Genomic DNA, 17,594 nt, shown 5'->3' on the forward strand with positions numbered 1-17,594 from the left:
TCCGCCCCACTGGTCGCCCGCGGAACCGGCCGGGACACTGGAGCCGTGCGCACTGCCAAAGCGACGGCCGCTGCCGTCACCGCCGTCATCGGCGCCGGTGCCGCCGCGGTGGCCGCCGGCCGGCTCGCCAGCGACGCCGCGCTCAAGGCGCCCCCCGGCAGGCCCCTGCCGACCGAACCCCGGCTCACCGTGCACGGCACCGCCGCCGGGCGGATCAGCCTCACCCGGGACCTCGCCGCCCTGCGCCCCGGCCGCTACGGCCTGTCCGGCAACGGCTCGCACGCGGTCGTCGGCCCCGTCCTGACCGGCGCCCCGCACCCCGTCGACACCGTCGTGCGCCGCCTGGAGAGCGTCACCCACGGCACGCTGAAGCCCGGTGACAAGGTCTGGCTCACGCCGAACGTATACGTCGGCAACCCGGATGCCGCCCTGGGACTCGAACACGCCGACGTCGACGTCCCCGGCGAGCTCGGCGCCCTGCCCGCGTGGTTCGTGCCGGGCAAGCGGGACACCTGGGTGATCGCCGTGCACGGCCTGGGCGCCACCCGCGAACTCGCCATGAACGTCATGCCGTTCCTGCACCGCAACCACTTCCCGGTGCTCGCCCTCGCCTACCGCGGCGACCTGGGCGCACCCCGCCCGCCCGACGGCCTCAGCCACCTCGGCGAGACCGAGTGGCGCGACCTCGACGCCGCCATCCGCTACGCCGTACGCCACGGAGCACGCCAGGTCGTCCTGCACGGCTGGTCCACCGGCGCCACCATGGCCCTGCGCGCCGCCGCGCACTCGGGGCTGCGCGCCCGTGTCTCCGGGCTCGTCCTGGACTCCCCGGTGCTCGCCTGGGAGACCACCCTGCGCGCCCTGGCCTCGGCCCGTCGCACCCCGGGGGTGCTGCTGCCCCTCGCGGTCCGGGCCGCCCAGGGCCGCACCGGCCTGTCCGGCGGCCGTGCCCCGGGCCCGGTCCCGTCCGGCGGGCCGGGCGTCCCGGCGCTCGTCATCCACGGCCCGGACGACACCGTCGCCCCCTGGCAGCTCTCCCGCCGGCTCGCCGACGCCCGCCCCGGCACGGTCGCCCTGCGCACCGTCCGCAACGCACCCCACGGAGCCATGTGGAACGCCGACCCGGAGGCCTACGAGGAGGCCCTGCGGCGCTTCCTGACACCCCTCATGTGACGCCGTTCCCGCCCACGCGCCGGCGCGGCATCCCGTTCCGGCGTCTCACGCACCCCCCGTTCACGCCCCCTTCGCCCCGTCGCAACCGCATTCCGCCGCCCCTTGCGCCGACCGGTCGCGAGGATTCCGTTTAGCGTCGTACCACTGGCCGGTTCCCGGCCCTCGACCACTCCCGGGAACCGGTGCGTTGGCCATCCCCGTCGCCCGCCGTGACATTCCGTTTGGGTTTTCGGACCGTCAACCGGAAGACTGCACCCGTGACGTCCCGTATCCCGCGCGACTCCAGGCTTCGACTCGTCCGCCCGCGACCCCTGGCCGCCGCCCCACCAGCGATGAACCAGCGGCGCTCGCGCCGCCCCGCACCACGCCCCCCGGAGGGCACCCCGGCACCGGCGGAGCTGGCCAGAATGGCTCGCTCAGGTCTCGCCGACGCGGCCCGCGTCGCCCGCTGGGCCGACGCCGCGCTCGGCCCCGGCCGGGACAGCGCCACCGACGACGGCAAGGCCACCCTCTCCGACGCGACGGCCGAACGGGCCGCCCGCGAACTGGGCCTGACACCGGCTCAGGTCAGAGCCGACTGGGACACCGCCCGCCTCGCCGGCCTCGTCGAGGTGCACGGCGACAGTGCCCGCTCCGGCTGGCGGCTGCGCGCCTGGGACCGCGACGACAGCGCCGTGCTGCGCGGCTGGGTCGCCCTCTTCGACGCCTGGTCGCTCGCCCACCCGGAGCCCGCGGAGCACGAGCCCGCCGCCGTCGCCGAGGTCGTCTCCGCCATGCCGCAGGCGCTGTCCTTCCTCCAGCTGTCCGCCGGGCCCGTCCCCGTGGAGCAGCTCCTGGACCTCCTGGAGCAGCGCGTCACCGAGCTGCGCACCGCCCGCTGCGAGATCCCCTACGGCCCCCAGCCCGAGCCGCCGGCCGAGCCGGAGCCCACCGACGCCCCGCTCGCCCCCCTGCTCGACTGGGCCCTGCGCGCCCTCGCCTCCGTCGGCGCCCTCACCTACGGCGACGGCCAGGCCACCCTCACACCGCTCGGCAGCTGGGCCGTCTGGGTCAAACTGGAGCAGATCTGCGTCGCCGCGCAGAGCCCCGCCGGGAACATCGAGCAGGCCGCCGACGACATGCTCCGCGGCTGCGCCCAGCTACGCCCGAACGCGGCCCGCGCCGAATACCGCGCCTGGCTCGCCGCCCGCCCCGTCGGCAGCGCCGTCACCGAACTCCTCGGCGCCGCCCGCGGTGAGGACGCCCTGCTGCGCGGCCTCGCCTTCGAGGCGCTGCGCGTGGTCGGCGCCCCCGCCGAGCCGGACGTCCGCGGCGTGCTGGACGAGCCCACGCTCCGGCCGTACGCGCTGCTGTGGCTGGCCGAGCACGACGGCGCCGACCCCGAGGACGCCCACGAGGTCCTCACCCGCGAGGAGGCGACCTGGCTGTGGGTGGACACCGCGGCCGCCGTCGCCGACCACGGGGAGGCGCCGCTGCTGGTGCGTCACCTGGAGTCCGCGGTGCAGCCGACCGTCCCGATGCTCCTGGAGGAGGTGCGCGCCGTGGGACATCCGCGCACCGTGCAGGTGCTGGTCGCCCTCGCCGCCGCACATCCCGACCCGGCCCTGGCCAAGGCCGTCCGCCGGGCCGCCTTCCAGGTGCACACCGGCGGCAGCTAGGGGAGCGGGGCAGCCGGTCCGGCCGAGTGCGGGAGACCTCAGCCCGTCGTGATCTCCGGCGCGTACGTCCCGAAGCTCCACACATTGCCTTCGAGGTCGCGCGCCATGTAGTCCCGCGAGCCGTAGTCCTGGTCCGTCGGGGGCATCAGCACCTCCACGCCGTGCTCCACGGCGTGGCGGTGGTGCCCGTCGACGTCGTCCACCACCACGTACACCCCTGTGGTGCCCGCGTTCCTCATCGCCGTGCCGAACAGACCGCCCCGGCCCTTGCTGCCGACCATCACCGCGCCGTTGCCCTGCGCCAGCTCGGCGTGCAGCACCGAGCCGTCCTCGCCCTCGTACACCGACAGCTCCGTGAAGCCGAAGGCCTCCGTGAGCTGCCTGATCGCCGCCTTCGCGTCCGCGTACAACAGCGTCGGGTAGACGCTCGGACGCCCGCCGGACGTGCCTGCCATGGCGATCACTTCCTCGGGACTCGCGGGGCTGTCGCCCTCAGTGTTCCACCGACCCCCGGCGACGGCCCCGCGTCCGGCCACCGGTGATCGAACACCCGCACACAGAAAAAGTGGTTGCACGCCCCCGTTAGAATGTCCCCATGGCCATTCTCCTCGCGCATTAGACGGCGGGAACGTCCTCAGCCGTCCATCCCGCCCCCGTATCCGCCCTGGAGTCTGTCCGTGATCTCCGCCTCCGGTATCGAGCTGCGCGCCGGTGCCCGCGTCCTCATCGAAAACGCCTCGTTCCGCATCGCCAAGGGCGACCGCATCGGCCTGGTCGGCCGCAACGGCGCGGGGAAGACCACCCTCACCAAATGCCTGGCGGGCGAGGGCATGCCCGCCGGCGGCACCATCACCCGCTCCGGTGAGGTCGGCTACCTCCCGCAGGACCCCCGCACCGGCGACCTCGACATCCTCGCCCGCGACCGCATCCTGTCCGCGCGCGGCCTGGACGTTCTGATCCGCAAGATGCGCGACAACGAACAGCGCATCGCCAACGGCCAGGGCGCCACCCGCGAGAAGGCGCTCAGGCAGTACGAGCGCCAGGAGACGGAGTTCCTCACCAAGGGCGGGTACGCCGCCGAGGCCGAGGCCGCCACCATCGCCGCCGCGCTCAACCTGCCCGACCGGGTCCTCGGCCAGCCGCTGCACACGCTCTCCGGCGGTCAGCGCCGCCGTATCGAGCTCGCCCGCATCCTGTTCTCCGACGCGGACACCCTGCTGCTCGACGAGCCCACCAACCACCTCGACGCCGACTCGATCGTCTGGCTGCGCGACTACCTGAAGACCTACCGCGGCGGCTTCATCGTGATCTCCCACGACGTCGACCTGGTCGAGACGGTCGTCAACAAGGTGTTCTACCTGGACGCCAACCGCGCCCAGATCGACATCTACAACATGGGCTGGAAGCTCTACCAGCAGCAGCGCGAGGCCGACGAGAAGCGCCGCAAGCGCGAGCGGCAGAACGCCGAGAAGAAGGCCTCCGCGCTGCACTCGCAGGCCGACAAGATGCGGGCCAAGGCCACCAAGACCGTCGCCGCGCAGAACATGGCCCGCCGGGCGGACAAGCTGCTGGCCGGCCTGGAGGCCGAGCGCAAGTCCGACAAGGTCGCCAAGCTGCGCTTCCCCGAGCCCTCCCCGTGCGGCAAGACCCCCCTCATGGCCGAGGGCCTGTCGAAGTCCTACGGGTCGCTGGAGATCTTCACCGACGTCGACCTGGCCATCGACAAGGGCTCGCGCGTCGTCATCCTGGGCCTCAACGGCGCGGGCAAGACGACCCTGCTCCGTCTGCTCGGCGGTGCGGAGCAGCCCGACACCGGCAAGGTCATCGAGGGCCACGGCCTCAAGCTCGGCTACTACGCGCAGGAGCACGAGACCCTCGACCCCGAGCGCACGGTCCTGGAGAACATGCGCTCCGCCGCGCCCGACCTGGACCTGGTGGAGGTCCGCAAGACGCTCGGCTCGTTCCTGTTCTCCGGCGACGACGTCGACAAGCCGGCCGGGGTCCTCTCCGGCGGCGAGAAGACCCGCCTCGCCCTCGCCACCCTCGTGGTGTCCTCGGCGAACGTGCTGCTCCTCGACGAGCCGACCAACAACCTCGACCCCGCCAGCCGCGAGGAGATCCTGGGCGCGCTGCGCACCTACAAGGGCGCGGTCGTCCTCGTCACGCACGACGAGGGCGCCGTCGAGGCGCTCCAGCCGGAGCGGATCATCCTGCTGCCGGACGGCGTCGAGGACCTGTGGGGAGCCGACTACGCGGATCTCGTCGCCCTGGCCTGAGCGTCGGTGCCGCTTGATCGAATGCGTGATCAACGGTGTGGCGAGTGCGTGATCAACGGCGTATGGATCATTCGGCCCAGTGGTGATCCATCATCTGTGTGAGATCTCCTCGTACCGAGGTGTGTCCTACATCGATTTCGCGGCCGAGTCCCCGATTCTTCCGGGCTCGGCCGCACCGCCTTTCTGACCTGGCCTTTTCCTCCACCATCCGTTCGGCCGCAAGGACAGCACTCTTCGGAATTCCATATTCCGGATGTGGGGATGTGCTCCTGTCGTCACAACCTTGTCTCACCGACCTTGCCGAATGGGTGGCCATCAAGGCCCGGAGGGGTGATCATGAGGAGACCAGAGCGCACTTCCCATGAGGAGGCACGGGTGGCCGAGACTCTGAAGAAGGGCAGCCGGGTGACCGGCGCCGCGCGCGACAAGCTCGCGGCAGACCTGAAGAAGAAGTACGACGCCGGTGCGAGCATCCGGGCGTTGGCCGAGGAGACCGGCCGCTCGTATGGCTTTGTGCACCGCATGCTCAGTGAGTCGGGCGTCACGCTGCGAGGGCGTGGCGGGGCGACCCGGGGCAAAAAGGCCACGGCCTGACCCCGGGTGGCCCCTCGGCTCCGATGGTGGCCACCCGGTCGGTCGTCTGATCGGCCGGGTGGTTACTGTGCAGTCACTTAAGTGTGGCCTGCCACGGCGTCACAGCCGTCGCGGGTCGTGCAAGACGACCGCACCCATCGGAGGCGTCCCATGGCTTCGTCCGACCAGGACCTCGTTCCCGTACTCGACAAGGACGGCGTACGGCTCACCGTCGACGACGCGATCGCCACGGTGACGCTGACCAACCCGGCCAAGCGCAACGCGCAGAGCCCCGCTCTGTGGCGGGCGCTGACCGAGGCCGGGCGGCAGCTGCCGGGCTCCGTCCGCGTCGTGGTGCTGCGGGCCGAGGGCAAGTCCTTCTCGGCCGGGCTCGACCGACAGGCGTTCACGCCCGAGGGCTTCGACGGCGAACCGTCGTTCGTGGACCTCGCGCGCGGCGCCGACGCCGAGCTGGACGCGACCATCGCCGAATACCAGGAGGCGTTCACCTGGTGGCGGCGCAGCGACATCGTCTCCGTCGCCGCTGTCCAGGGGCATGCCGTCGGGGCGGGCTTCCAGCTCGCCCTCGCCTGCGACCTGCGCGTCGTCGCCGACGACGTGCAGTTCGCCATGCGCGAGACCAGCCTCGGACTCGTGCCCGACCTGACGGGCACGCATCCGCTGGTGGGCCTCGTCGGCTACGCCCGCGCGCTGGAGATCTGCGTGACCGGGCGCTTCGTCGCGGCCGAGGAGGCCGTGAACACCGGCCTGGCCAACGTCGCCGTGCCCGTCGCCCAGCTCGACGACACCGTGCGCGACCTGGCCGCGGCCGTGCTCGCCGCGCCCCGCGACGCGGTCGTCGAGACCAAGGCCCTGCTGCGCGGCGCCCAGGACCGCACCTACGAGGAGCAGCGCGCGGCGGAGCGCCAGTCCCAGGCCCGCAGGCTGCGGGACCTCGCGGGCCTGGGGGACTGAGAGCGCCGGGGCGGGGTGCCGGTCAGCCGATCGCGCTCACCACGACCGCCACCGTCGGATGATCCGGCAGTGTCCTCCTGACCACCGTCCGGACCTCGCGGGCCACGTCCCGGGCCCGCTGGTCCGCGCTCACCGCCAGCTCCAGCCGGACATGACGGTGCGGCAGCGCGGCGCCCTCGCGGGGAAGTTCCTCGATGTGCACGGGACGGCCCAGTGTGCCGGTCAGCCGCAGCACGCCCGGCACCGCCAGCGCGGCATCGGCCGCGCGGGCCTCGTCACCCCCCTCGGGCCGTGCCGCACGCGGAGGCTCGGCCGGGCCCGCCGCGGGCCCGGCCGCCGCGGGCGTCTCCTCGTCCAGCAGCCCCATCACCTTCAGGTCCACCTCCGTCACCGTCAGACCGAGCCGCTCGGTCGCGGCGGTCCCCAGCGTCGCCCGCAGCAGGGACGCCGTCGTCGGCAGCGGCTGCGCAGCCGTCGCGGCGAACTCCGCCGTCACCCGCAGCGGCCCGGGCGGCAGCGCACTCGGCGGAGCGGGCACCGCCGGCTCAGCGGTTTCCTCCGCGTCGGCCACCACGACGCGGAGCGCGTCGAGGCGCACGCCCGGAGCGTCCCGGGCCGCGCTCCGCAGCACCGCCTCGGCTGCCCGTTCCGTGATCCACGCGCCGTCCCGCGCGTCACCCAACGGCAGAAGCCTGCCGATCCCCAGCTGATGTCTCACTGTCTGCGCCCATCGGTCGGCCGTCATTCCTCCAGCCTGCCGTATGAGAGGCGCGCTCCCACGCAACCGTGCTTACGGTGGTCCCAGGAGGACGACCGAAAAGGACGTGCGGCGATGACTGACATGACCGACAACCGGGGCGGGGAGTCCGAGACGCCGGCGGCGCGCAGGAGCCCGCTGGTCAAGCGTGGCGGAGGAGACCCCGGTTCCCGGGGCCGTACCACCATCGCGGACGGCGTGGTGGAGAAGATCGCCGGGCTCGCCGCCCGCGACGTCGACGGTGTGCACGCCATGGGCAGCGGTCTTTCTCGCACCTTCGGCGCCGTGCGCGACCGGGTGCCCGGCGGCGCGAAGTCCGTGACGCGCGGGGTGAAGGCCGAGGTCGGCGAGGTCCAGGCCGCCCTCGACCTGGAGATCGTCGTGGAGTACGGCGTGTCGATCGCCGATGTGGCACGCGGCGTACGGGAGAACGTCATCACCGCCGTTGAGCGGATGACCGGCCTGGAGGTCGTCGAGGTCAACATCGCGGTGAGCGATGTGAAGCTGCCCGACGAGGAGGAAGAGGAACCGGAGCGCCGGATCCAGTGAGGCGCTGGCCATCGGACAACACAGCGGCTGAGGAGCTGAGGAGCGCATGAGCATGGCCGTGGTCGGCATGATCGCCGGCATGGCACTGGCTTTCGCCGGATACTTCGGCGGATTCGGTGCCTTCGTGCTGGTGGCGGCATTGGGCGCCGTCGGCTTCGTCGTCGGCCGGTTCCTGGACGGGGACATGGACTTCGGCGACTTCTTCCGTGTCCGTGAACGGCGGCGGTGACGCCCGTGAGCACGGGGGCCGGTGAACTCGACAGACCCCTGGCGGTCGTCCCGCCGGGTGAGCGCGGCGCGACCCGGATCGCCGACCGGGTCGTCGCGAAGATCGCCTCGCAGGCGGCCCGTGAGGCCGTCGGCACGCTGCCGCCCGACGCCGGCCGGCCCTCCGCGTCCGTCGTGGTCCACCACGAGATCGCCCACGTCCGGGTCGACATCGAACTCGACTACCCCTGCGACATCGGCGCCCGCTGCCGCAAGGTGCGTCACCACGTCGTCGAACGGGTGGGCGCCCTGGTGGGCATGCAGGTGCCGGAGGTCGTCGTCCAGGTGGAGCGGCTGCACCTGGCCGCGGCCCCCGGCGCGGTACAGGGGAGGACCCGATGAGCGGACCCGAGCGCACGGAGCCCCCCGAGGGCACCACACAGCGCCTGCCCGTCGTCGACCACCAGGAGCCGGAGAACGGCGACGGGACCGACCGGTCCGAGTCGCCGGGTGCGGCCGAACCCGGGGGCGAGGGTGGCCGGGTGGGCCGCTTCTGGTCGGCGCGCCGCGTCCCCGCGGGCATCGTCGCCCTGCTGCTCCTGGGCCTCACGGGACTGTTCCTCTACGACATCGTCTCCGTGCGCGCCGGCCGGCCCGGCATGTCCTGGCGGCGGGAACTGGCCGAACAGCTCGCCGAGCGGCCCCTCGACGACACCTGGGTGCTGGTCGGCGCCGGGGTCACCGCCGTCCTCGGCCTGTGGCTGCTGATCCTGGCCGTCACCCCCGGCCTGCGGGACGTGCTCCCGATGCGGCGCACGCACACCGGCGTGCGCGCCGGACTGCACCGGGACGCCGCCGCCACCGCGCTGCGCGACCGGGCCATGGAGGTGGCCGGCGTGCAGTCGGCGCGGGTACGGGTGCGCCGCAGGCGTGCGGACGTCCGCGCCCTGTCGCACTTCCGGGAACTGGACGACGTACGAACCGATCTGGACGCCGTGGTCGCCGACGCGGTCGGCAAATTGGGGCTGTCCCGGCCGCCCTCGCCGTCGGTGCGGGTCCGGCGGCCCGGCCGGAAGGGGTGAGAGCGGTGCTCAGGACCGTCAACCGCGTGTTCCTCGGCCTGGTGGGCCTGGTCCTGCTCGTGCTGGGCGGCTCCGTCCTGGCCGTGGGACTCGGCGCACCCGTGCCCTCGTGGTGGATCCACCACAGCGAGCACGACGTGCTGCTGAGCGACGCCGAGCGCACCCGCTGGCGTGACGACGGCTGGTGGTGGCCGGTCGTCATCGCCGCCCTCGCGGTCCTGCTGCTGCTCGCCCTGTGGTGGCTCGTCGCCGTCCTGCGCCGGCGCCGCCTCGCCGAGGTCCTCGTCGACACCGGCGACGGAGAGGGCGCGCTCGTGCGTGGCCGGGCCCTGGAGAACGCCCTCACCCAGGAGTCGGTCCGTATCGACGGCGTGGGTGGAGCCCACGCCCGTCTGAAGGGCCGTCGCGCCACCCCCGAGGCCCATGTCCACCTCGCCCTGGAGCCGCACGTGGACCCCGGTACGGCCCTGGACGACTTCACGACCGGCGCCCTCACCCACGCCAGGACATCGGCAGGCCTCGCCGCACTTCCGGCGGAGGTGAGGCTGAAGGGCGTCAAGCACGGGGCGGAACGGGTGAGTTAGGGCCCCAGGACGCGCGAGCCGGTCACGGCCCTCAGAAGCCGTGCCGCGCGCCACCGTCCACCGGCACCATGACCCCGGTCAGATAGGAGGCCGCCGGCGACATCAGGAACGCCGCCACCCGCCCGAACTCCTCCGGAGTCCCGTACCGCCGCAGCGGAATACGCGATTCCGACGCCGCCCGGGTCGCCTCGGGGTCAGCCGAGAGCGCGTCCAGCTGCCGTACCCGGTCCGTGTCGATCCGCCCCGGCAGGACACCGACCACCCGGATGCCCCGCGGCCCCAGCTCGTCGGAGAGCGACTTGGCGAATCCCGCGAGCCCCGGCCGCAGCCCGTTGGAGATGGTCAGCCCCGGAATCGGCTCGTACACCGATCCGGACAGCACGAACCCGATGACACCTCCGGCCTCCATCTCGGCGGCCGCGGCGCGAGCCAGCCGGACCGCCCCGAGGAACACCGACTCGAACGCCGTCTGCCACTGCTCGTCCGTGTTGTCCGCGACGAACCCGGCCGGCGGCCCGCCCACGCTGACGAGGACACCGTTGAAACGGCCGAAGCGCTCCCGTGCGGTGCCGATCAGCCGGGCCGCCGCCTCCGGGTCCGCGTTGTCGACGGCCACCCCGACCGCGTTCGGTCCCAGCTCGGCCGCCGCTTCGGTGACGCTCTTCTCGTCCCGCCCCGAGACGACCACCTTCGCCCCGTCCGCGACGAGCTGACGCGCGGTGGCGTTGCCGAGGCCGCGCGTGGCTCCGGTGACGACGTACACCCGGTCCTTCAGTCCAAGATCCATGGTCCCTATCCTGCCCCGTCCGCACCGAACAGGGCGAGGGCGGTGTTCACCAGCCCGATGTGACTGAAGGCCTGTGGGAAGTTGCCGAGGTGCCGGCCGGTCACCGGGTCGAACTCCTCGGACAGCAGCCCGACGTCGTTGGCGAGCCCCGCCAGCCGCTCGAACAGCTCGCGGGCCTCCTTCGTGCGCCCCGTCATGTACAGGGCGTCCGCGAGCCAGAACGAGCACACCAGGAACACGCCCTCGCCGCCGGGCAGCCCGTCGTCCGTGTCGGCCGTGCTGTAGCGGAGCAGGAAGCCGCCGTGGGTCAGTTCGTCGCGGACCGCGTCGATGGTGCCGATCACCCGCGGATCGTCCGGCGGCAGGAACCCGACGCGCGGGATGAGCAGCAGCGCCGCGTCCAGTTCGCGTGAGCCGTAGGACTGCGTGAACGTGTTGCGTTCCGGGTCGTAGCCCTTCTCGCACACCTCCTGGTGCACCTCGTCGCGCAGCGCGCGCCAGCCGTCCAGGTCGCCGTCCAGCTCCGGGTGCTGCTCCAGGGTGCGCACGGCACGGTCGGCGGCCACCCACACCATCACCTTCGAGTGCACGAACTGGCGCCGGCCGCCGCGCACCTCCCACAGTCCCTCGTCCGGCTGCCGCCAGTTGGTGCGCAGGAAGTCCATCAGGGCCGTCTGCAACGCCCACACGTCGGGCTGGGCGGACAGGCCCGACTCGCGAGCGAGGGACAGGGAGTCCATGACCTCGCCCCAGACGTCCAGCTGGAGCTGGTTCACGGCGTCGTTGCCGATGCGTACGGGGGCGGACCCGACGAAGCCGGAGAGCCACGGCAGCTCGAACTCGGGCAGCCGCCGCTCGCCCGCCACGCCGTACATGATCTGCAGGTCCGCCGGGTCGCCCGCGACCGCGCGCAACAGCCAGTTCCGCCAGGCCTCGGCCTCCTCCTGATAGCCCGCCGCGAGCAGCGCGTTCAGGGTGAGGGTGGAGTCGCGCAGCCAGCAGAAGCGGTAGTCCCAGTTGCGCACCCCGCCCGGCTCCTCGGGCAGCGAGGTGGTGGGGGCGGCGACGATGCCGCCCGTCGGGGCGTAGGTGAGCGCCTTGAGGGTGATCAGGGAGCGGACGACGGCGTCCCGGTGCGGGCCGTCGTAGCGGCAGCGCGACGCCCAGGCCTGCCAGTCCTCCACGCTGTGGCGCAGTGCGTCGTAGGGGTCGACGAGCGGGGGGCGCGGCTCGTGGGAGGGGTGCCAGGTCAGGACGAACGCGACCTTCTCGCCCTTCTTGACGGTGAACTCCGCGTGGGTGCCGAAGTCCTCGCCCCAGCTGGTCACCTCCGGCTCGCTGCGCAGCCAGGCCGAGTCCGGGCCGGCGACGGCGACGCGGTGGCCGTCGACCCGCCGCACCCAGGGGATGATCGAGCCGTAGTCGAAGCGCAGCTTCAGGACGCTGTGCAGCGTCACCTCGCCGTCGAGGCCCTCGACGATGCGAACGAGGTCGGGGGCGCGGTCGCGCTGGGGCATCAGGTCGGTGACCCGGACCACCCCTTGCTCCGTCTCCCATTCGGTGTCCAGGACGAGGGTGTCGGGGCGGTACGCACGCCGGGTGCAGCGGTCCGCACCCACGGGGGCGATGCGCCAGAACCCGTTGTCCTCGTCACCGAGCAGTCTGGCGAAGCAGGCGGCCGAGTCGAAGCGGGGCAGACACAACCAGTCGACGGATCCGTCCCTGCCGACCAGGGCGGCGGTCTGCTCGTCGCCGATGAGCGCGTAGTCCTCGATGCTGGGGTGCACGGAGTGCGGGTTCCCGGCAACTCGGCGTGGCAATCAGGGCGGGGGCCGGGGGAGTGATGTGTCCCGGACACCGGGGCGGCACCTGCCATGCGCCCCCGGCGTGTGCGCCGCGCCCGGCACGCCGGCTCGGGCCGGGCGCCGCCTGCGCGCGCCGGGGCGCTACACCGCGGCCGGCTCGGACGTCGTCGGGTCGGGTCGCTCGGCCGCCTTCTGGGCCCGCTCCCGGGCCTCGCGGCGGGCCAGGACCACCCAGCCGACCGGGACGGCCGCGGAGAACAGCCACCACTGGACGGCGTACGCGTAGTTCAGCGCGGCGTCCTCCTTGCCGGGGTCGCCCAGCAGCTCCGGGGTGTCGCCCTTGGGTTCGGGAGCCGTCTGGGAGATGTAGCCGCCGAGCACCGTGGCGCCCAGGCGGCGGGCCTGCTGCTCGCTGTTGATCAGCATGATCTGCCGGTCCGGCAGGCCCTGGAGGTTCTTGATGCCGCTCGCCGCGGTCGTCTCGTCGGGCATCAGCCGCCCCTCGACGGTGACCTCACCGCCCGGCGGCGCGGGGACCTTCGGGAACGCGGTCTGGCTCGGGCCGTCGGAGGGGATCCACCCCCGGTTGACCAGCAGCACCTTGCCGTCGTCCAGGACGAAGGGGGTCAGCACGTGGTAGCCGACCTCGTCGTCGGAGTTGGTGCGGCGCCGGACGACGACCTCGTCCTCCGTGTCGAAGCGGCCCTTCGCCGTCACGGTCCGGTACCGCTCGGTGCTGGTCACGGTGTGCCCGGGCGCCGTCAGCTTCTCCACGGGCACCGGGTCGGCGGCCAGCGCGTCGGTGACCAGCTGGTTCCGGGCGGCGCGCTCCTCGTAGCGGTGCATCTGCCAGATACCCAGCCTGATCATCGTGGGGATGAGAAGCAGGGCGATCAACGTGAGGATCACCCACTGCCGGGACATCAGGAAGCGGTACACCCCACGACCGTACAACTCGGTCGTGGGGTGCATTCAGGTGGGTACGGGTTCACACCTTGTCGACGATTCCCACCTTTCCCTCCGCGCGGGCGCAGTGGGCGCCGCAGTACCAGTGGCCCTCGACCTCGACGCCCTGGCCGATGATCTGCACCCGGCAGTGCTCGCAGATGGGGGCCATGCGGTGGATCGCGCAGGAGAAGCAGTCGAAGACGTGCACCGCGCCCTGCGCGTGCACCTCGAAGGTCATTCCGTACTGATTGCCACATACCTCACAGGTCGCCATGGGCCACAGGGTGAGCCGTCCTCCCCGCGCGGGCGAGCGGCCGCCGGGCGAGTCGTCCGGCAATCACCCGTCCGTACGGTCACTCCTCCGGCGGATGCTCACCCCTCCGACGCCGGCTCCACGTCCGCGAGGAGCTGCCCGAACGCCGCCTCGTCGACGACGGGCGTACCGAACTGCCGGGCCTTGACGACCTTGGACGTGCCCGAGTCCGGGTCGTTCGTGACGAGCAGGCTGGTCAGCCGGGACAGGCTCGTGGCCACATGCAGCCCGGCCTCGGTCGCACGGTCCTCCAGCAGGTCCCGCTCGGTGGAGGTGTCACCGGAGAAGGCGACCCGCATGCCCTGCTTGAGCCGCCCGCCCGTCTCGTACCGCCCGGGGTTGGGGTAGGGGCAGGCGGGGCGCTTGCGGGGCGGGCGCCAACTGCTCGGCCGGTAGCCACCGGGGCCGGCCTGCTGCCCGATCCGGGGCGCGGCGGCGCGGTCCGTCCACTCGGTCAGCGGCCGGCACTCGTGCAGCGGCAACCGTACGTTGTTCGCCGCCGCGGCCCGCAGGCTGGGCCGGAACGCCTCCGCCAGCACGCGCGCGTCGTCCAGCGCGTGGTGCGCACGCTGCTGGACGACGCCGAAGTGCGCGGCGAGGGACTCCAGCTTGTGGTTGGGCAGCGGCAGCCCGAGCTCCTTGGACAGCGCGATCGTGCACAGCCGCTGCTTCACCGGCGCCTCGCGCTCGGCGCGTGCGTACTCCCGGGCGATCATCTGCCAGTCGAAGACGGCGTTGTGCGCGACGAGCACCCGCCCCGCGAGCCGGGCGGTGAACTCCTCGGCGATGTCCGGGAAGAGGGGCGCCCCTTCGAGTGCCTCGCTCGTCAGCCCGTGGATCCACACCGGGCCCGGGTCGCGCTCGGGGTTGACCGTCGTGTACCAGTGGTCCTCGACCTCGCCGCGCTCGTCCAGCCGGTAGACCGCCGCGGAGATGATGCGGTCGTCCCGGGCCAGGCCCGTGGTCTCCACGTCAACGACCGCGTACCCCGTGGGATACGCGGCCGGCCACGGCGTGGCAGAGAACACTGCGGTCGTCAGGTCTTCCAGCATGGTCCCTGAGGATACGGGCCGTGACTGACACCGCCGTCCGCCAGGTGCGCCCCCGGCCCCTGCCGATGCTCCCTCAGGCGGGTTGTCCGGTCTGTCCGTTCGCGAGGCGTACGTCTGATCGATACTCAGTCGATCGCCGCGGATCCGGTCGCGCCGCCGTCACCAGCGGATGGGCACCGGCAGCGCCGTCAGCAGTCCGGACGCCGCGACGGCCAGACCCAGGACTGCCACCTCGGCCCGGGCGGGCGCACAGGCGGTCAGCGGGTCGGCCGCCCGGCGCAACCGCCGCCGGGCCCACAGGGCGAGGGCGGCGACGACCGCCACGAGCAGCACTTTGGCGAGCAGTGCGCGCCCGTACGCCGTTCCCGTCAGCTGCTCCAGGATCGTCTCCGGCGGCATCCGGCGCAGCGAACTGCACACGCCCGTCGCGGTGATGGCGGCGAGCAGGACGAGCGCCACGCGCGCGTAGAGACCCAGCAGGGCCGCCCCCGCCGTACGGGGCCACAGCCGGAGGGTGCGCAGGGCGTGCAGCAGACCGCCCGTCCACAGCGCCGCGCACGTCAGATGGACGAGCGTCAGCCCGGAGCCGGTCAGCGGGCCGTCCTCCGTCGTGGGGTGTGCGCGCAGGGCCTCGGCGACGACCACGGCGGCCAGCGGCCACACCTGCGTGACCGGCCGGCGTGACAGGGCGCACAGCCCCGCCACGAGGAACGCGTTGACCTCCAGCAGGGCGAGCTTGCCGTCCCGGGACGCGTAGAGCCCGCCGGCGTCGATGTCCGCCAGGTGGTCCGGCACGAGATTGCCGGTGGCCACGACGGAGGCGAGCCCCAGGGCGCCGGCGAACCGGCGGCGGCCGCGGCGGGGGACCAGCTGCGGGGCGCCGGATGCCCCTCCCCGCCGGGCAGCGAACGCGCCAGCCGGTTCACGAACAGCTCGCCGACGGGTATGCACAGCGCGGCGAACAGCACCGTACGCAGCAGGGCTATGCCACCGGCGCCGGGTGCCCCGGCCTCCCCGGTGCCGTGCAGCGCGGCGGACGGGCCGAGCAGCGGGATCAGCGCGGCCAGCGCCACCAGCACCAGCACGGCGACGGCCCGCCCCGCACCGGGGGGCCGCAGCGGCCCGCGCGAATCGGTCACCCGGGGTACGGGTCTTGGCGAAGTCACCCCAGGATCTTCACCAACCTCCACACGGCCGGGCAAGTCGAACAGAACTCGATCAACCCGGGGCGCGGCCACCCACCACAGCCGCACTTCCGGACACGGAACGGGCCGGACAGGTGCCCCCGCCCGGCCCGTTCCGTCACCACACGAGCTCTACTTGGTCACCGCGTCCAGCGCGTCCGCGATGCCCCAGCCGTAGAAGCCGTTGCGGTTCTTGGAGCCCTCGCACACCGCGTCGATCTTGCCGTCGGCGTCGATGTCGTAGGGGTCCGTGCACGGCGTGGCGTCCGCCTCCGCGTACAGCAGGGCCTTCACCAGGGCCGGGGAGGCGTACGGGTGCGTCGACTTGATGAGGGCGGCGACGCCCGCGACGTGCGGGGACGCCATCGACGTACCGGCCATGTAGCCCCACTTGCCGCCCGGCAGCGTGCCCAGGATGAGGCCGCTCGTGGCCGGCGCCTCCGGCTTCTGGTAGGCGGTCGAGTCACCGCCCGGGGCGGCTATGTCCGCGACGCCCAGACCGTAGTTCGAGAACGACGACTTGATGCCCTTCGCGCCCGTCGAGGCCACCGTGACGACACCCGGCAGCTGGGTCGGGATGTCGAGGCACTTCGAGGGGTCGACGACCCGGTCGCCCGGCGTGGTGTCGTTCGGCGACGACGGGTCGGTGATCTCGTCGGAGGCGAGGTCGTAGTTCTCGTTGCCGGCCGCGGCGACGTTGACCGCACCCTTCCGCTCCGCGTACTTCGCGGCCCGCGTGACGGCGTCCACCAGCGCCTTCTGGTCCGGGTCGTTCTTGCAGTTGAAGTACCAGGGGTCCGTGTAATAGCTGTTGTTCGTCACGTCGACCCCGTGCTCGGCCGCCCACACGAAGCCGCACACCACGGCCTCCGTGTAGAAGAAGCCGTCCGGGTTGGACACCTTGATGCCGGAGACCTTCACCCCGGGCGCGACACCCGTCATGCCGACGCCGTTCTTCGCGGCGGCGATCTCACCGGCGACGTGCGTGCCGTGCGGGCTCTCCGCGGCACCGGGCCGCCAGGCCCCGTCGGCCGTGTCCGGCTTGCCCGACACACAGTTGACCGACGCCTTGCGGTCGAAGTTGGGCGCGATGTCGGGGTGCGTGTCGTCGACCCCGGTGTCGATCACGGCGACCGTGACCTTCTTGCTGCCCAGCGTCTTCTCGTGCGCCTTGTCCGCCTTGATGGCGGGCAGGTCCCACTGCTGCGGCTGCAACGGGTCCTGCCCGGCGGGCGCTTCGGCCTTCGCGACCTCGGCCGCGCTCAGCACCTTCGGCGCGCCCAGGTCCCCCGTCGACGCCGAGGGCAGCGGCGCGGTGCGGGTGGCGCCCGCCGACTGCACGCCGCGCACCTTGCGGATGGTCTTGGCGAAGTCGGCGTTCGAGGAGTGGACGACGATGACGCCGATCTGGTCGTACGACGTCACGACCGTGCCGCCGGCCTTGGCGACGGCCTTCTTCACGTAGGCCGAAGTGCGGTGCCCCGGCTTGACGTTGACGACGTAGCTGAGCGGGGTCGCCTCGGCCCGGGCCGAGGCGGGAGCCGGGGCGTCCTCGGCGGCCGTGGCCATGGTGTTCGGCAGGAAGGCGAGAGCCGTGGCCATGGCCATCCCGGCCGGGATCGCGACGGCGCGGCGGTAGCGCGCGTACGGCGCAGTCATGGTGTCTCCAGT

At 72.9% G+C, this 17,594-nt stretch carries 18 protein-coding genes and 1 pseudogene; 10 read left to right on the forward strand and 9 right to left on the reverse strand.

Going from position 1 to position 17,594, the window contains the following annotated elements; all coding sequences use genetic code 11:
- Window positions 1-45: 45 nt before the first annotated feature.
- Both GTY56_RS14625 and GTY56_RS14630 read left to right on the forward strand, forming a co-directional pair.
- The gene (locus GTY56_RS14625; protein ID WP_161365791.1) at window positions 46-1,173 is read left to right on the forward strand and encodes an alpha/beta fold hydrolase; all 1,128 of its coding nucleotides are present in this window, start codon (window positions 46-48) and stop codon (window positions 1,171-1,173) included.
- Window positions 1,174-1,430: 257 nt separating this feature from the next.
- Window positions 1,431-2,831, forward strand: coding sequence for a hypothetical protein (locus tag GTY56_RS14630; protein WP_346345493.1), 1,401 nt, complete (start codon window positions 1,431-1,433; stop codon window positions 2,829-2,831).
- Between the two features lie 38 nt (window positions 2,832-2,869).
- On the opposite strand, the gene GTY56_RS14635 is transcribed toward GTY56_RS14630, so the two are convergent.
- Window positions 2,870-3,286, reverse strand: a complete 417-nt coding sequence (locus GTY56_RS14635) for a VOC family protein (protein WP_161365793.1) — start codon at window positions 3,284-3,286, stop codon at window positions 2,870-2,872.
- A gap of 222 nt (window positions 3,287-3,508) precedes the next feature.
- On the opposite strand from GTY56_RS14635, the gene GTY56_RS14640 reads away from it, so the two are divergent.
- From GTY56_RS14640 to GTY56_RS14650, 3 genes are all read left to right on the forward strand, one after another.
- A complete protein-coding gene (locus tag GTY56_RS14640) occupies window positions 3,509-5,107 on the forward strand; it encodes an ABC-F family ATP-binding cassette domain-containing protein (protein ID WP_062926080.1) in 1,599 nt (532 codons plus the stop codon).
- 375 nt (window positions 5,108-5,482) lie between these two features.
- Complete coding sequence (locus GTY56_RS14645; protein WP_010037790.1) at window positions 5,483-5,701, forward strand: helix-turn-helix domain-containing protein; 219 nt, start codon at window positions 5,483-5,485, stop codon at window positions 5,699-5,701.
- Window positions 5,702-5,851: 150 nt separating this feature from the next.
- Window positions 5,852-6,655: an enoyl-CoA hydratase/isomerase family protein gene (locus GTY56_RS14650; RefSeq protein WP_161365794.1), complete on the forward strand. Its 804-nt coding sequence runs from the start codon at window positions 5,852-5,854 to the stop codon at window positions 6,653-6,655.
- 22 nt (window positions 6,656-6,677) lie between these two features.
- Here the strand turns inward: GTY56_RS14650 and GTY56_RS14655 are convergent, their stop codons facing one another.
- The gene (locus tag GTY56_RS14655) at window positions 6,678-7,400 is read right to left on the reverse strand and encodes a nucleopolyhedrovirus P10 family protein (RefSeq protein ID WP_161365795.1); all 723 of its coding nucleotides are present in this window, start codon (window positions 7,398-7,400) and stop codon (window positions 6,678-6,680) included.
- A gap of 87 nt (window positions 7,401-7,487) precedes the next feature.
- Here GTY56_RS14655 and GTY56_RS14660 point away from each other — a divergent pair, with 87 nt between their 5' ends.
- From GTY56_RS14660 to amaP, 5 genes are read left to right on the forward strand one after another with little or no spacing between them, the layout of a single operon-like run.
- Window positions 7,488-7,961: an Asp23/Gls24 family envelope stress response protein gene (locus GTY56_RS14660; protein ID WP_161365796.1), complete on the forward strand. Its 474-nt coding sequence runs from the start codon at window positions 7,488-7,490 to the stop codon at window positions 7,959-7,961.
- A gap of 46 nt (window positions 7,962-8,007) precedes the next feature.
- Window positions 8,008-8,190, forward strand: coding sequence for a hypothetical protein (locus GTY56_RS14665; protein WP_033310926.1), 183 nt, complete (start codon window positions 8,008-8,010; stop codon window positions 8,188-8,190).
- Complete coding sequence (locus GTY56_RS14670; RefSeq protein ID WP_161365797.1) at window positions 8,187-8,570, forward strand: Asp23/Gls24 family envelope stress response protein; 384 nt, start codon at window positions 8,187-8,189, stop codon at window positions 8,568-8,570. Before GTY56_RS14665 ends, GTY56_RS14670 begins: the two co-directional genes overlap by 4 nt.
- Window positions 8,567-9,250, forward strand: a complete 684-nt coding sequence (locus tag GTY56_RS14675) for a DUF6286 domain-containing protein (protein WP_161365798.1) — start codon at window positions 8,567-8,569, stop codon at window positions 9,248-9,250. The genes GTY56_RS14670 and GTY56_RS14675 overlap by 4 nt, the downstream gene beginning before the upstream one ends.
- Complete coding sequence (gene amaP / locus GTY56_RS14680) at window positions 9,247-9,834, forward strand: alkaline shock response membrane anchor protein AmaP (RefSeq protein ID WP_161365799.1); 588 nt, start codon at window positions 9,247-9,249, stop codon at window positions 9,832-9,834. Before GTY56_RS14675 ends, amaP begins: the two co-directional genes overlap by 4 nt.
- 31 nt (window positions 9,835-9,865) lie before the next feature.
- Here amaP and GTY56_RS14685 read toward each other — a convergent pair whose 3' ends face one another.
- The 7 genes and pseudogenes from GTY56_RS14685 to GTY56_RS14715 form a co-directional block, all read right to left on the reverse strand.
- Window positions 9,866-10,621 (reverse strand): SDR family oxidoreductase, encoded by a 756-nt coding sequence (locus GTY56_RS14685; RefSeq protein ID WP_161365800.1) that lies wholly within the window; start codon window positions 10,619-10,621, stop codon window positions 9,866-9,868.
- Window positions 10,622-10,626: 5 nt separating this feature from the next.
- Window positions 10,627-12,408: a glycoside hydrolase family 15 protein gene (locus tag GTY56_RS14690; protein ID WP_161365801.1), complete on the reverse strand. Its 1,782-nt coding sequence runs from the start codon at window positions 12,406-12,408 to the stop codon at window positions 10,627-10,629.
- A 159-nt stretch (window positions 12,409-12,567) separates the two neighbouring features.
- Window positions 12,568-13,365: an SURF1 family cytochrome oxidase biogenesis protein gene (locus GTY56_RS14695; RefSeq protein ID WP_346345494.1), complete on the reverse strand. Its 798-nt coding sequence runs from the start codon at window positions 13,363-13,365 to the stop codon at window positions 12,568-12,570.
- Between the two features lie 49 nt (window positions 13,366-13,414).
- On the reverse strand, window positions 13,415-13,648 hold the full coding sequence (locus GTY56_RS14700) for a metallothionein (RefSeq protein ID WP_078625432.1): 234 nt from the start codon (window positions 13,646-13,648) through the stop codon (window positions 13,415-13,417).
- A 98-nt stretch (window positions 13,649-13,746) separates the two neighbouring features.
- On the reverse strand, window positions 13,747-14,739 hold the full coding sequence (locus GTY56_RS14705) for a DEDDh family exonuclease (protein WP_161365803.1): 993 nt from the start codon (window positions 14,737-14,739) through the stop codon (window positions 13,747-13,749).
- 159 nt (window positions 14,740-14,898) lie between these two features.
- Window positions 14,899-15,905 (reverse strand): annotated as a pseudogene (locus tag GTY56_RS14710) (CopD family protein).
- Between the two features lie 150 nt (window positions 15,906-16,055).
- Window positions 16,056-17,582: a S8 family peptidase gene (locus GTY56_RS14715; RefSeq protein ID WP_161365804.1), complete on the reverse strand. Its 1,527-nt coding sequence runs from the start codon at window positions 17,580-17,582 to the stop codon at window positions 16,056-16,058.
- Window positions 17,583-17,594 lie beyond the last annotated feature (12 nt).

The organism is Streptomyces sp. SID5643, assembly GCF_009872555.1.
GTDB lineage: Bacteria > Actinomycetota > Actinomycetes > Streptomycetales > Streptomycetaceae > Streptomyces > Streptomyces iakyrus.